The 14,499-nt window shown below is 60.6% G+C and carries 12 protein-coding genes; 10 read left to right on the top strand and 2 right to left on the bottom strand.

Features of this window, described 5'->3' with window-relative positions; translation table 11 throughout:
* Nucleotides 1-52: 52 nt before the first annotated feature.
* From ACIOWE_RS19260 to ACIOWE_RS19230, 7 genes are all read left to right on the top strand, one after another.
* Nucleotides 53-964, top strand: coding sequence for a LysR substrate-binding domain-containing protein (locus ACIOWE_RS19260; protein WP_401394555.1), 912 nt, complete (start codon nucleotides 53-55; stop codon nucleotides 962-964).
* Between the two features lie 103 nt (nucleotides 965-1,067).
* A complete protein-coding gene (locus ACIOWE_RS19255) occupies nucleotides 1,068-1,961 on the top strand; it encodes an NAD-dependent epimerase/dehydratase family protein (RefSeq protein ID WP_401394552.1) in 894 nt (297 codons plus the stop codon).
* Between the two features lie 139 nt (nucleotides 1,962-2,100).
* The gene (locus tag ACIOWE_RS19250) at nucleotides 2,101-2,718 is read left to right on the top strand and encodes a Fic/DOC family protein (protein WP_401394549.1); all 618 of its coding nucleotides are present in this window, start codon (nucleotides 2,101-2,103) and stop codon (nucleotides 2,716-2,718) included.
* A gap of 388 nt (nucleotides 2,719-3,106) precedes the next feature.
* A complete protein-coding gene (locus ACIOWE_RS19245) occupies nucleotides 3,107-4,456 on the top strand; it encodes a GntP family permease (RefSeq protein ID WP_401394546.1) in 1,350 nt (449 codons plus the stop codon).
* 15 nt (nucleotides 4,457-4,471) lie between these two features.
* Complete coding sequence (locus ACIOWE_RS19240) at nucleotides 4,472-5,332, top strand: MurR/RpiR family transcriptional regulator (protein ID WP_401394543.1); 861 nt, start codon at nucleotides 4,472-4,474, stop codon at nucleotides 5,330-5,332.
* 1 nt (nucleotide 5,333) lies between these two features.
* On the top strand, nucleotides 5,334-6,791 hold the full coding sequence (locus ACIOWE_RS19235) for an amidohydrolase family protein (protein WP_401394540.1): 1,458 nt from the start codon (nucleotides 5,334-5,336) through the stop codon (nucleotides 6,789-6,791).
* Nucleotides 6,792-6,942: 151 nt separating this feature from the next.
* A complete protein-coding gene (locus ACIOWE_RS19230; RefSeq protein ID WP_201235560.1) occupies nucleotides 6,943-7,311 on the top strand; it encodes a glyoxalase superfamily protein in 369 nt (122 codons plus the stop codon).
* Nucleotides 7,312-7,598: 287 nt separating this feature from the next.
* On the opposite strand, the gene ACIOWE_RS19225 is transcribed toward ACIOWE_RS19230, so the two are convergent.
* Complete coding sequence (locus tag ACIOWE_RS19225) at nucleotides 7,599-7,964, bottom strand: DUF6124 family protein (protein ID WP_401394537.1); 366 nt, start codon at nucleotides 7,962-7,964, stop codon at nucleotides 7,599-7,601.
* A gap of 514 nt (nucleotides 7,965-8,478) precedes the next feature.
* Nucleotides 8,479-9,495, bottom strand: coding sequence for an AraC family transcriptional regulator (locus tag ACIOWE_RS19220; protein ID WP_401394534.1), 1,017 nt, complete (start codon nucleotides 9,493-9,495; stop codon nucleotides 8,479-8,481).
* Between the two features lie 209 nt (nucleotides 9,496-9,704).
* Here ACIOWE_RS19220 and ACIOWE_RS19215 point away from each other — a divergent pair, with 209 nt between their 5' ends.
* Genes ACIOWE_RS19215 through ACIOWE_RS19205 form a run of 3 tightly spaced genes read left to right on the top strand, consistent with a single transcriptional unit; the run spans nucleotide 9,705 to nucleotide 14,490 of the window.
* On the top strand, nucleotides 9,705-11,300 hold the full coding sequence (locus tag ACIOWE_RS19215; RefSeq protein ID WP_401394531.1) for an FAD-binding oxidoreductase: 1,596 nt from the start codon (nucleotides 9,705-9,707) through the stop codon (nucleotides 11,298-11,300).
* 5 nt (nucleotides 11,301-11,305) lie between these two features.
* On the top strand, nucleotides 11,306-12,901 hold the full coding sequence (locus ACIOWE_RS19210; RefSeq protein WP_401394528.1) for a glycerol-3-phosphate dehydrogenase/oxidase: 1,596 nt from the start codon (nucleotides 11,306-11,308) through the stop codon (nucleotides 12,899-12,901).
* Nucleotides 12,902-12,921: 20 nt separating this feature from the next.
* The gene (locus ACIOWE_RS19205) at nucleotides 12,922-14,490 is read left to right on the top strand and encodes an FGGY-family carbohydrate kinase (protein ID WP_401394525.1); all 1,569 of its coding nucleotides are present in this window, start codon (nucleotides 12,922-12,924) and stop codon (nucleotides 14,488-14,490) included.
* The last annotated feature ends 9 nt before the right edge of the window (nucleotides 14,491-14,499 follow it).

Raw genomic sequence — 14,499 nt, 5'->3', positions numbered from 1 at the left:
CGGGAGCAAGCTCCCTCGCCACAATGAATATGCATTCGATTAGAGGACACCCGTGAAAGCCAGATCGGATGAGTTGCAGATTTTCGTCTGCGTGATCGAATGCGGTTCAATCTCCGCCGCCGCCGAGCAGGTCGGGCAGACCCCTTCGGCGGTCAGCCGCACGCTGTCGCGGCTGGAAGCCAAGCTCGACACCACGTTGATCAACCGCACCACGCGGCGCATGGATCTGACCGAGGAGGGCAAGTATTTCTTCGAGCAGGCCAAGCTGATTCTCGACCAGATGGACCAACTCGAAGAACGCCTGTCCTCCCGCCAGCAAACCCCGTCCGGACGCCTACGGATCAACGCCGCCTCGCCGTTCATGCTCCACGCCGTCGTCCCTTACATCGACGAGTTCCGCCGGCTCTACCCGGACATCCAGCTCGAACTCAACAGCAATGACCTGATCATTGACCTGCTGGAACAAAGCACCGACATCGCCATCCGCATCGGCACCCTCGCCGATTCGACGCTGCACGCGCGTTCACTCGGTTGCAGTCCGCTGCTGATCGTCGCCAGCCCCGCGTATCTGCAGAAACACGGCGCACCGTTGCAAGTGGCCGACTTGAGCGAGCACACCTTGCTCGGCTTCACCCAGAACGAAGGCCTCAACCAGTGGCCATTGCGCTACGTGCACGGTGACCGCTGGCCGATCAATCCGGCCATCAGCGCCTCCAGCGGCGAGACCGTGCGCCACCTGGCACTGGAAGGGCAGGGCATCGCCTGCCTGTCGCACTTCATGACCATCGACGACATTCGCGCCGGACGTTTGAAAGTGTTGCTGGGTGAATTCAACAGCGGTTATCGCCAGCCGATCAACGCGGTGTACTACCGTAACTCGCAACTGGCGCTGCGCATTCAGTGCTTCCTCGACTTTATCCAGAGCAAACTCGCCGCTTACGCCAGCGCTGATTTCAAGGGCTGATTCGTGACCTCTGCGCAAGAGTGAATTGGCCGAGGGCGGGTGTTTCCGTGAGGGACATCGGTCGATACTCGCCCCATCACTTATTCACGCAGGGAGTTTCTCCATGAACGTATTCGTCACCGGCGCCGCCGGTTTTATCGGCGGTTCGATCGCCACGGGTCTGGTCCAGGCCGGGCATAAAGTCACCGGTCTGGTGCGCAGCGCCGAACAGGCAGATGAGCTGAAAGCACTGGGCATCACCGCGGTGATCGGCACCCTCGACGATAAAGTATTGCTCGCCGAACAGGCCCGTGCTGCCGACGCTGTGATCAACGCCGCCAGCAGCGACCATCGCGGTGCGGTTGAAGCGTTACTCGACGCTTTGCGCGGTTCCAACAAAGTGTTCCTGCATACCAGCGGTTCGAGCATCGTCGGCGATGCGTCGGGCGGTAAATCCAGCGACGTCATCTACTTCGAAGACAACCTGCCGGAACCGACCGTCGACAAGGCTGCCCGCGTGGCCATCGACAACCTGATCCTCGCCGCCGCGAAGGATGGCGTGAACTCTGCCGTCATCTGCAACACCTTGATCTACGGCCACAGCCTGGGCGTCAATCGCGACAGCGTGCAGTTGCCACGTCTGCTCAAACAGGCACGTAAAAGCGGCGTTGTGCGCCACGTCGGCACGGGTCAGAACATCTGGTCGAACGTGCACATTGAAGACGTCGTCGCCCTGTATCTGCTGGCGCTGACCAAAAACGTACCGGGTACGTTCTATTTTGTCGAAAGCGGCGAAGCGTCGTTCATCGACATGACCACCGCCATGGCGCAGGCACTGAACCTCGGTGAGCCGCAAGACTGGCCGCTGAAAGACGCCGAAGCCGAATGGGGCTACGAAATGGCCAACTACGGCCTCGGCTCCAACAGCCGCGTACGCGGCAAACACGCCCGCGAACTGCTGGGCTGGGCACCGAAGCGTACGTCGGTGGTTGAATGGATTCGTAACGAAATGGTGTGATGGGTGTTTAAGCCCTGTAGGGCCTGGCGATCACCACTCCAAACGGCTGCCCTCGGGCGGCCGTTTGTATTTCAGGCTTTGCGCTCGTGTCAGACCGGTCTTATGGTGCTCGGAACTATGCCGGTTCAAAGGTGCAAGGATGACTAACCGATATGACGCAGAGGGCGCACAGAGTCGCTTTCAGCCCGGCTCGAATGAGCAAGTACTGAGCAACAAATTGGGCCTCTGCGATCCTGAGGAAATGGATGACGCAGAACTGGTGCTGTTGGAAAAACTCTACCAGTCCGTGCTTATCGAGGATTTGCCGGATCGGTCAATCACTATTGAGGATTTGCAGGATTGGCATCGGCAATGGCTGGGGAATATCTATCCATGGGCGGGTGATGTTCGTGCGGTGGACCTTGGCAAGGATGGATTCTTCTTTGCGGCGGCACCGCAGATTCCTCGACTGCTGGATGGATTCGAGAAGAGCTGCCTGGCGAAATACACGCCATGCGGGCCTGATCTGGACGAGAACCTGATTCACGCCATCGCGGTTACGCACGTGGAGTTCATCCTGATTCATCCGTTCCGTGAAGGAAATGAACGTTTGTCGCGATTACTGGCGGATGTCATGGCCGTGCAAGCGGGCTACGTTCCGCTCGACTACAGCAGTTGGGAACGAAACAAAGAAGCTTATTTTTCTGCGATCCACCAGGGTTTGAATGGCAACTACGAACCGATGGAGTATTGGGTACGACAAGCCTTGTGGACCTGAGCGGCGATGTTACTTGGCCAGGGAAAGGTGCAGGAACTTGCTGTTTTTGACTTTGAGTTTGCGTTCAATTGCTTCAGGGATTCGGTGAACGACTGCAATCAAAACTGTAGGAGTGAGCCTGCTCGCGAAAGCGCTGCTTCAGTCGATAGAGATGTTGAATGCGAGACCGTCTTCGCGAGCAGGCTCGCTCCCAAATTCGTCTCTCATCTGCCAGGAAACTTATGAAAATCCCGCCCCTCGATTTTCATTAATCGCGACACGGCATATCCATTAGCGACACGCCTTATCTCTCCACGAAAATTACTTTCATGCGGTTTGAAATCTCGATCTCGAAATGATTTATGAGTTTCACAACCCATTCGAACGTGACCCTTTCGAGGAGTACCGCATGACGCCTTCCTTCGGCTATTGGCTGCTGGTCTATGCCGCCGTCGCCATCATCGCGCTGATCGTGTTGATCGCCCGTTACCGGCTCAATCCGTTCATTGTCATCACCTTGATTTCCATTGGCCTGGCACTGGTGGCGGGGATGCCGCCGTCGGGTGTGGTGGGCGCGTATGAGGCCGGGGTGGGCAAGACGCTGGGGCATATTGCGCTGGTGGTGGCGCTGGGGACGATGCTCGGCAAGATGATGGCCGAGTCCGGCGGCGCCGAGCAGATGGCGCGCACCTTGATTGACAAGTTCGGCGAGAAAAACGCCCATTGGGCGATGGTCTGCATTGCGTTTCTGGTCGGGCTGCCGCTGTTTTTCGAAGTCGGTTTTGTCTTGCTGGTGCCGATTGCCTTCACCGTGGCGCGGCGCGTCGGTGTGTCGATTCTGATGGTCGGCCTGCCAATGGTCGCCGGCCTGTCGGTGGTGCATGCGCTGGTGCCACCGCACCCGGCGGCGATGTTGGCGGTGCAGGCGTATCAGGCGTCGGTCGGGCAGACTCTGTTGTATGCGATTGCCATCGGCATTCCGACCGCCATTATCGCCGGCCCCTTGTACGCCAAATTCATCGTGCCGCGCATTCAGTTGCCGGCGGATAACCCGCTGGAAAAGCAATTCCTCGACCGCGAACCGCGCGACAAACTGCCGGGTTTCGGCATCACCATGGCGACCATTCTGCTGCCGGTGGTGCTGATGCTGATTGGTGGTTGGGCCAACCTGATTTCCACGCCGGGCAGTAGCTTCAATCAGTTCCTGTTGTTCATCGGCAACTCGGTGATTGCGTTGCTGTTGGCGACATTGTTGAGTTTCTGGACGCTGGGCATTGCTCAGGGTTTCAACCGTGAATCGATCCTCAAATTCACCAACGAATGCCTGGCCCCGACCGCCAGCATCACCTTGCTGGTCGGTGCTGGCGGCGGTCTGAACCGGATTTTAGTGGATGCCGGCGTCACCGATCAGATCGTCGGTCTCGCCCACGAATTTCACCTGTCGCCGCTGATCATGGGCTGGCTGTTCGCGGCGTTGATGCGCGTCGCCACCGGTTCCGCCACCGTGGCCATGACCACCGCGTCCGGCGTGGTCGCGCCGGTGGCCATTGGTCTGGGATATCCACACCCTGAGCTGTTGGTGCTGGCGACCGGCGCTGGCTCGGTTATCTTTTCCCACGTCAACGACGGCGGCTTCTGGTTGATCAAGGAATACTTCAACATGACGGTCGCGCAGACGTTCAAGACCTGGACCGTGCTTGAGACATTGATCTCGCTGGTCGCTTTCGGTCTGACCGTCGGCCTTTCTTACCTGCTGTAACCGGAGCCATCCGCCATGGACATCCTCTACCAGATCCGCGCCCGCCAGGATTCCTTCAGCGCCGGCGAGGGCCGCATCGCCCGGCTGATGCTCGACGACGTTGGTTTTGCCGCCTCCGCCAGCCTCGAAGATCTGGCGCAACGCGCCGAGGTCAGCACCGCCACGCTGTCGCGGTTTGCTCGCACCGTCGGCTGCCGTGACCTGCGTGATCTGCGCCTGCAACTGGCTCAGGCCAGCGGTGTCGGCAGCCGTTTTCTCGACCCGGCGGGCACGCCTGAGCAGTCGGCGTTTTACGGACAGATTGTTGGCGATATCGAAACCACACTGCGCCAGCACTTGGCCGGGTTCGACGAATCGCGCTTTGCCGACGCGGTGAAACTGCTCGGCCAGGCGCGGATGATTCATGCGTTCGGCATGGGCGGTTGCTCGACCTTGTGCAGCGACGAATTGCAGGTACGCCTGGTGCGCCTCGGCTACCCGATTGCGGTGTGTCATGACGCGGTGATGATGCGCGTCACCGCCGCCAGCCTGAATGCCGAGCAAGTGCTCATCGTCTGCTCGCTGACCGGCATCACCCCCGAATTGCTGGAGACCGTCGAACTGGCGCGCAACTATGGCGCACGTATTCTCGCGATCACCCGCAGCGATTCGCCGCTGGCCGAACTGGCCGACATCGTCCTGCCGCTGCAAGGCGCGGAAACCTCGTTCATCTACAAACCGACGGCGGCGCGCTACGGCATGCTGCTCGCCATCGACGTGCTCGCCACCGAACTGGCGCTGGCCAATCCTGAAGACAATCAAGAACGCTTGCGGCGGATCAAACTCGCCCTCGACGAATACCGTGGCGGCGACGATCACCTGCCGCTGGGAGACTGACATGCAGTACGACACACTGATTCGCAACGCCCTGATCATCGACGGTAGCAACACACCCGGTTACCACGCCGACGTGGCGATTCGTGATGGCCGCATCGAGCGCATTGGTGACTTGCACGATGCCACTGCAAACGAGGAAGTCGACGCCGCCGGCCGCGTGCTGGCGCCGGGTTTCATCGACGTGCACACCCACGACGACACCGTGGTCATTCGCCAGCCAGAGATGCTGCCGAAACTCAGCCAGGGCGTGACCACAGTGATCGTCGGCAACTGCGGGATCAGCGCCTCGCCCGTGACGCTGAAAGGCAATCCACCGGACCCGATGAACCTGCTCGGCACAGCGGCAGCCTTCGTTTATCCGCGCTTCAGCGATTATCGTGCGGCGGTCGAAGCGGCCAACACCACGTTGAATGTGGCGGCGCTGGTCGGCCACACGGCGCTGCGCAGCAATCACCTCGATGACTTGTTCCGCACCGCGACGCCGGAAGAAATCGCCGCGATGCGTGAGCAGTTGCGCGAGAGCCTGGAACACGGCGCCTTGGGTTTATCCACAGGTCTGGCCTACGCCAGCGCCTTCAACGCGTCCACCGATGAAGTCATGCAACTGACCGAAGAACTCACGGCGTTTGGTGCGGTGTACACGACCCATTTGCGCAGCGAATTCGCCCCGGTGCTGGAGGCGATGGATGAGGCGTTTCAGATCGGGCGACATGCGAAATCGCCGGTGATCATCTCCCACCTCAAATGCGCTGGCGTCGGTAACTGGGGGCGCAGTCCGCAGTTGCTCGCGTCGCTGGAAGAAGCGGCCAAAACCCACCCGGTCGGTTGCGATTGCTATCCCTATGCGGCCAGTTCTTCGACGCTGGATCTGAAGCAGGTCACCGATGCCCACCGCATCACCATCACCTGGTCGACGCCGCACCCGGAAGTCAGCGGCCGCGACCTGATCGACATCGCTGCCGAATGGACCGTGCCGTTGCTCGACGCGGCCAAACGCCTACAACCGGCGGGCGCGGTGTACTACGGAATGGACGAGGCCGATGTACGAAGAATCCTCGCGCATCCGTTGTCGATGGTCGGTTCTGACGGACTGCCGGAAGACCCGTTCCCGCACCCGCGCCTTTGGGGCGCTTTCCCACGGGTGCTCGGGCATTTCAGTCGTGATGTCGGGCTGTTTCCGTTGCACACCGCTGTGCACAAGATGACCGGGTTATCGGCGGCACGATTCGGCCTGAAGGAAAGGGGCGAGATTCGCGAAGGTTATTGGGCGGACCTGGTGTTGTTCGATCCGGAGACCGTGCGCGATGTAGCGGATTTCAGTGATCCGCAACGGGCGGCGCAGGGTATTGACGGCGTGTGGATCAACGGTGTTTTGAGTTACCGCGACGGCCAGGCAAACGGCCAAAGAAAAGGACGATTCCTCGCCCGCGAAGGAGACTTGCGCAAAGGTTTCAATTAATCGCAAAACCTCTGTAGGAGCCACCGCAGGCTGCGATCTTTTGATCCATGTCTCATGGTGGCACATTGCAATTAAAGAAAGTCCGCACCAAGCCGAAGTGCTGACATCCAGCCCAGCTACACTGTCGGGCCAACCAGTCAGGGAGCACCCCATGAGCTTCGGCAAAACCACCCCGATCCTGCGGATTTTCGATGAAGCCAAAGCCGTAGAATTCTACGTCGACTTCCTCGGTTTCAAGATCGACTGGCAGCATCGTTTCGAAGCGAACTTCCCGTTGTATCTGCAGGTGTCTCGCGGCGAATGTGTGCTGCACCTGTCCGAGCATCATGGCGATGCGACGCCGGGTTCGGCGTTGCGCATCGAGACCGATGAGCTGGAGGCGTTTCAGCAGCAATTGGTGGCCAAGGAATACAAGTTCTCGCACCCGCAGATTCAGGCGATGCCGTGGGGCAGCCAGGACATGACGATTGCTGATCCGTTTGGCAATCGGTTGGTGTTCACCAACGCGATCAGTGTTTGAGCTGAGAAGAGCCCCTCACCCTAACCCTCCCGAAACGTCGGACCGCCCAGAGGGAGAGGGGACTGATTGTGGGATGCTTTCGAGTTACGCCGACCTGAATGTGCTTTGCTGAATCCATAATCGACTCGGTCGCTCAGGTCGATGTAAAACGCCAGACACCTCGGTCGGCCCCCTCTCCCTCGGGGCGGTCCGACGTTTCGGGAGGGCTGGGGTGAGGGGCAAAATCCCGCAAGCCAGACAAAAAAGCCCGCTGCCAAACCACCAAGGTCTGACAGCAGGCTTTTTCGTCACTCGGTCGGCACTAACTTATCGAGCACGCGATTAACCGCCAGCTCCGCCAGCATCACCACCTGAGCAATGCCTTGCAGGGTTTTGCGGTGCGTGCCTTCGACCATTGCCGCGTGGTTATGCAGCATGACCGTGGCCGAGCCGAGGGTTTCACTGGCATCGACCAGCAGCGACTCGGTATCGGCTTCGGGGTCGGTCATGTATAGCTTGTTGGGTTTGTAGGGCGCGGCCATGATCTCGGCGGTGGGCGGGCGCAGGTAGTGGTCGAGGGCGCGCTCGGCGGCGTCGTGGAATTTCTTTGAATCGGGGGATTCGTAGGGGGAGCCCGGGTCGGTGACCGGCGGGTTTGGCGTTACTTTGAACATAAGCTGTGTTCCCTTCATTGAGCGTCAACCCTTCTGCTACTAAACGGAAGGGAGGCAGCTGTACGCAGGTTAGTAGACCGGGGAACTCAGCTTAAGCCGGCGCGCCGAAGCGCCCTACGTACAGCCACCATCAAGCTCAGGTACGAGAGCACCTGTGATGAATGTACGACCAGCAGAATTACCACGGGCTACTAAACCCGATCACTGTGAATCAGTGACCCGATTGAAGTTACGCAGCAAGCTCTGGGCGCACAAGCCGGCGGATTCTGGCTTAGCCGTAGGCCGCGGCGCAAGGATTTGTAGGCTCTTGGGCGTAACACCGAGTGTTTTTAAACACCTTGGGTGTGAGAAGTTTATTGCGCTACAGAGTTTGAGGATTTGCCTGTCGGATCACGGTGTGGCGACTGACGTCATCGCTGGCAAGCCAGCTCCCACAGTGATTGAGTCGTACGCAAAATTTGGCTTCGCCGCAAAACCTGTGGGAGCTGGCTTGCCAGCGATGGGGGCAGAACAGTCACCCCCGATGCGTCTGCCGAAACTCCCCCGGCGGCATCCCCCGCCGGCTCTTGAACGTGCGATGAAACGACCTCGGTTCGGTAAACCCCAGGTACTGCGCAATGTCCTGAATCGGCAACGTGCTGTTCAACAGATAATGCTCAGCCAGTTCCTGGCGCAGATCATCAAGAATCTGCTGATATGACGTCCCCGCCTGATGCAACTGGCGCTGCAACGTGCGCACCGACACTGCAAGCTGTTCGGCCACTTGCTCCTTGCGCGGCAAACCTTCCTTGAGCAACTGACGCAGGATGTTCTTCACCTGCTGCGCGAGCGAGGCATCCTCCAGCGTCGCCATCAAACCCAGCGCATGCTCTTCCAGCGTGCGCAGCAATTGCGCATCGGCCTGACGCAACGGCAACTGCAAATAATTCAGCGGCACGATCAGCGCCGAGTAAGGCTGATCGAACAACACCGGGCAATCGAAGAACTGCTCATAGTGCGCCAGCGTCACCTCGTCCGGGCGGGCATGCTCCAGCCACACAGCGGCCGGCGACATCTGCGTATCGGCAATCCAGCGCGCGTATTGCAGCCAGGAACCGAGCACGTTTTCCACCAGGTGCCGACGAATCCGTGGGCGTTGATAACGGCAGGTCCAGATCAGATGCACGTGGCCGTCCAGCACCTCGGCGCGGCTCACGCCCATATCGCCGACCAGTTTCTCGAACGGCATGATCCGGCTCATGGCATCGCCGAGCGTCGCGCAGTTCATGGTGATGTAGCCGAGCACGCTCCACGAGTTGGGTAGGACGAAATTCGCCGCGTTGAGCCCGAACAACGGATCGCCCGAGTGTTCGCAGAAATAATCGAGCAGCTTTTCATGGGCCTCACCCGGCAAGCGCAGGGTGTTGTCGCTCAACTGTTGCGCCTGTAAACCAGCCGCCGCCAACGCCGGCTCGATGGCCATGCCCAATTGCTCGGCATGGCGCAAATATTTAAGCAGCGGCGGAACAGAGGTGAAGCCGAGCGATTGCATGATCGTTTTCCCTTGATCAAAGCCTGCATGAGCGGATGAATGCCTGAAAGGTAATTTGAAACCACGGCTAAAGTAAATGGCTGACGCTTGCGCGACGTTTGACTCAATTGGCTACACGAACTGGCCGGATGCGACCGTGACACTTTTTGGCCGCCGACTAGTATGGGGGCCTGAAATATCGCTGATAAGAACCGAAAAAGGACACACGCATGCGACGCTGGAACGGCTGGGGAGATGCAACCACGGTGGTCGAACTGCCGGCCCAGGGCGCGAGTTTTCTCGCGCAACGCTTGGGCGATGGTCGAGCGCTGCCCGATGCAACGCTGGACACGGCGTTGGCCCGCGTGCCCGTTTCGCGGTTGCAGGCGCACACTTTGTACAGCGTCGATGCCCATGATCGTTTACTCCACGCTCGGGGCCAGAGCCTGCCGGACTGGCTGGCGTTGCGTGAAGGTGTGCTGGGCAATTATCCCGATGCGGTGGCGTTCCCCGAGACCGCCGAGCAGATTCGTCAATTGCTCGCGCTCGCCCATGCGCAGGACCTGTGCCTGATTCCTTATGGTGGCGGCACGTCGGTGGCCGGGCACATCAATCCGCCGGACTCCACGCGGCCAGTGGTCACCGTTTCGCTGGCGCGGATGAATCGCCTGATCGATCTCGATGAACAGAGCCTGTTGGCGACGTTCGGCCCCGGCGCCAGTGGCCCGCAGGTGGAAAGTCAGTTGCGCGCCCGTGGCTACACGCTGGGGCATTTCCCGCAGTCGTGGGAGCTGTCGACATTGGGCGGTTGGGTCGCCAGTCGCTCAAGCGGTCAGCAGTCGTTGCGCTATGGGCGCATCGAACAATTGTTCGCCGGCGGGACGCTGGAAACCTTCGCCGGGCCGATGCAGATTCCAACCTTCCCGGCCTCGGCGGCAGGGCCTGATCTGCGCGAAGTGGTGCTCGGTTGTGAAGGCCGTTTCGGGATCATTTCCGAAGTCAAAGTGCGGGTCAGCGCACTGCCCGCCGACGAACGTTTCTACGGCGTCTTCCTGCCGAGCTGGAGCAAGGCGTTGCAAGCGATTCGCCAATTGGCCCAAGCGCGCGTGCCGCTGTCGATGCTGCGTTTGTCCAACGCCGTGGAAACTGAAACGCAATTGGCGTTGGCCGGTCATCCGCAGCAAATCGCCTGGCTGGAAAAATACCTGAGCCTGCGCGGTGCGGGTGAGGGCAAGTGCCTGCTGACGTTCGGCGTGACCGGCAATCGTCGGCAAAACGCACTGTCGCTGAGCCAGGCCCGCCAGCATCTGAAAGCCTTCGGCGGTGTGTTCACCGGTACTTTGCTCGGCAAGAAATGGGCGCAGAATCGCTTCCGCTTCCCTTATCTGCGCGAGAACCTGTGGAACGCCGGTTACGTGGTCGACACCCTCGAAACCGCCACCGACTGGAGCAACGTCGACAACCTGTTGCACCTCATCGAAAACAGCCTGCGCGACGCCTTGGCCGCTGAAGGCGAACGGGTGCACGTCTTCACGCACCTGTCCCACGTCTACGGCGAAGGGTCGAGCATCTACACCACCTACGTGTTTCGCCCGGCGGCGGATTACCCCGCGACACTGGCGCGCTGGAAAGCGCTCAAACATGCGGCCAGCCAGACCATCGTCGACAACCACGGCACCATCAGCCACCAACACGGCGTCGGCAAGGATCACGCGCCGTACCTGCTGCGCGAGAAGGGCGAGTTGGCCATCGATACCTTGCAGGCGCTGAGCAAACACTTCGATCCGGCCGGGCGTCTCAACCCCGGCACGCTGTTGCCGGAGTGACGGCTATGGGCCTGAACTGGAACGCAGCGTGGCGCCAGCAGATTCTGCCGACGCTGGCCGATGAAACGTGGGATCTGATCGTCATTGGCGGCGGTATCAGCGGCGCCGGAATCCTGCGTGAAGCGGCGCGCCGAGGCTGGCGCTGTCTGCTGCTGGAGCAGCGTGATTTCGCCTGGGGCACCTCCAGTCGCTCATCGAAAATGGTTCACGGCGGTTTGCGTTACATCGCCAAGGGCCAGTGGCGCCTGACCCGTGATTCGGTGCGCGAGCGTCAACGCTTGCTTGACGAGGCGCCGGGGCTGGTCGAGCCGATGAGTTTCCTGATGCCGCACTATCGCGGCGGTTTTCCCGGACCGCGTGTTTTGGGTGGTTTGCTCTCGGTGTATGACGCGCTGGCCGGGCGCCGCAGCCATCAGTTTCATGACGTGCAACAACTGCGCTACCTGGCACCGGGCGTGAAGGAAACCGACCTGCTCGGCGGCACCTGTTTTGTCGATGCGCTGACCGATGATGCGCGCCTGGTGATGCGTGTGTTGAGCGAGGCACGGGCCGATGGCGCGGTGGTGCTCAACGGTTTGCGCGTCGAGCATCTGCTGCGTGAAAACGGGCGGGTGTGCGGGGTTCAGGTCGAGGATTGCGAAGCGGGCGTGTCGCTGCAATTGCGTTGTGGCGTGCTCGCTGTAGCCACGGGTGCCTGGGCTGAGCGCTTGCGACCGTCCGGAACTGCACGTCAGTTGCGCCCGTTGCGCGGCAGTCATTTGCTGCTGCCGGGCTGGCGTTTGCCGGTGGCGCAGGCGTTCACTTTTCTGCATGACCGCGACCGTCGACCGGTGTTCGTTTTTCCATGGGAAGGTGCGACCGTGGTTGGCACCACGGATCTCGATCATCGTGGGGATCTGGATCAGAGCGCGAGCATCAGCCAGGAGGAACTCGACTATCTGCTGGCGGCTTGCAGCCAACAGTTTCCCGGCGCTGAAGTGGTCGCTGCCGATGTGCTTTCAACCTGGTCCGGCGTGCGTCCGGTGGTGGGCAGCGCGGCGAGCGAGCATCAGGGCAAACCGTCAAACGAAACCCGTGAGCACGTGCTGTGGCGGGAACCGGGTTGCGTCACCCTGGCCGGTGGCAAACTGACGACGTTTCGCCCGCAAGCCATCGAAGTGCTCAAGGCCTGCGCGGCGATGCTCGACCGACCCTTTGCTGATGACGCTGCTGCGATTTTTACCGCGGTGCCGCCATCGGCGATTCCCGGGCTCAGCGCGCAGCAGTGGCGACGTCTGGCCGGACGCCACGGTCGCGACCTGCCGAAGTTGGCGCAACTGATCGCTGAACTGGGTCACGACAGCGTCGCCAGCACCGACACTCTGTGGGCGGAACTGGCTTTTGCGTGTGATGCGGAAATGGTCTTGCACCTCGATGACCTGCTGCTGCGCCGCACGCGTCTGGGCCTGTTGCTGGCGCGCGGTGGCGAGGACCATTTCGCCGCCATTCGCCAACTCTGCCAGCCGCGATTGGGCTGGGACGATGAGCAATGGCAGCAGGAGTTGCAGCGCTATCGGGCGTTGTGGCAACGCCATCACGGTTTGCCGGATGCCACGCCTTGATGCCCCTTGAAGAGAGCTCCATGGATAACCCACCGAACAAGCGTTACCTGCTGGCCATCGACAACGGCACCCAGAGCGTGCGTGCGCTGCTCTTCGATTTGCAGGGCAATCTGCTCGGCAAGGGCAAGGTTGAACTGCAGGCGTATTACTCGACGCAACCGGGCTGGGCCGAGCAGGATCCGGAATATTACTGGACGAAACTCGGCGAGGCCTGCCAGCAGGTGTGGGCGCAAACCGGGATTGATCGCGCGCAGATTGCCGGTGTTTCCCTGACTACTCAGCGCGGCACGGTGATCAATGTCGACGCCGAGGGCAAGCCGCTGCGTCCGGCGATTCTGTGGCTCGATCAGCGTCAGAGTGAAGTCGAAGGCGGGATCAAGGGACCGTGGGGCTGGTTGTTCAAACTGGTCGGTGCGCAAGCCACCGTGGATTATTTTCGGGCCCAGGCTGAGGCTAACTGGATCGCCAGGCATCAGCCTGGAGTGTGGGCGGCGACCGACAAGTTTTTGCTGCTCTCGGGGTTTCTCACTCATCGCTTGTGCGGGCAGTTTGTCGACTCGGTGGGCTGTTGCGTCGGCTACCTGCCATTCGATTTCAAACGCCTGAAATGGGCGGCGCCCTCCGACTGGAAATGGCAGGCGCTGGCGGTGCGTCCCGAACAATTGCCGAGTCTGCACAAACCCGGTGAAACCCTCGGCTACATCACCGCTGAAGCCAGCCGCCATACCGGCATTCCCGAAGGCCTGCCGCTGATTGCCGCCGGTGCCGACAAGGCCTGCGAAGTGGTCGGTTCCGGTGTGGTCGATGCGAGCACGGTGTGCCTGTCGTATGGCACCACGGCGACGATCACCAGCACGCGCTCGCGCTATCTGGAAATCGTCCCGTTGATTCCGCCGTATCCGTCGGCGGTGCCGGATCAGTTCAACTGCGAGGTGATGATTTATCGCGGTTACTGGATGGTCAGTTGGTTCAAGAACGAGTTCGGTTTGCGCGAGATGCAGCAGGCGAAGGCGCAGGGTATCGAGCCCGAAGAGCTCTTTGATGCGCTGGTCAACGAGGTGCCGCCGGGGTCGATGGGGCTGATGCTGCAACCCTACTGGTCACCGGGTATTCGCGAGCCGGGCGTGGAGGCCAAAGGCGCGATGATCGGCTTCGGCGATGTGCACACCCGCGCGCATATCTACCGGGCGATTCTGGAAGGGCTGGCGTATGCCTTGCGCCAGGGCATGGAGAAGATCGAGAAGCGTTCGAAGGTTTCGATCACGCGTCTGCGGGTGGCTGGCGGTGGCTCGCAGAGCGATGCGGCGATGCAACTGACGGCAAATATTTTTGGCCTGCCGGCGGAGCGTCCGCATGTGTATGAAGCGTCGGGTCTGGGCGCGGCGATTTGTTGTGCGGTGGGGCTGGGGTTGCATGCGGATTTCCCATCGGCAATCGCTGCAATGACCCGAGTCGGCGCGGTGTTCATGCCGCAACCCGAGGCGCAAAAAATCTACGAACAACTCTACAAAGATGTCTACCTGCGCATGTATCGCCAGCTCAAGCCGCTGTACCAGAGCATCCGCAAAATCACCGGCTATCCCGCCTAGCCGACCACG

The organism is Pseudomonas sp. NPDC087598 (assembly GCF_044743525.1).
GTDB lineage: Bacteria > Pseudomonadota > Gammaproteobacteria > Pseudomonadales > Pseudomonadaceae > Aquipseudomonas.
Note: the sequence above shows the minus strand (reverse complement) of the source record. Positions and strands in the feature narration are given on the sequence as shown.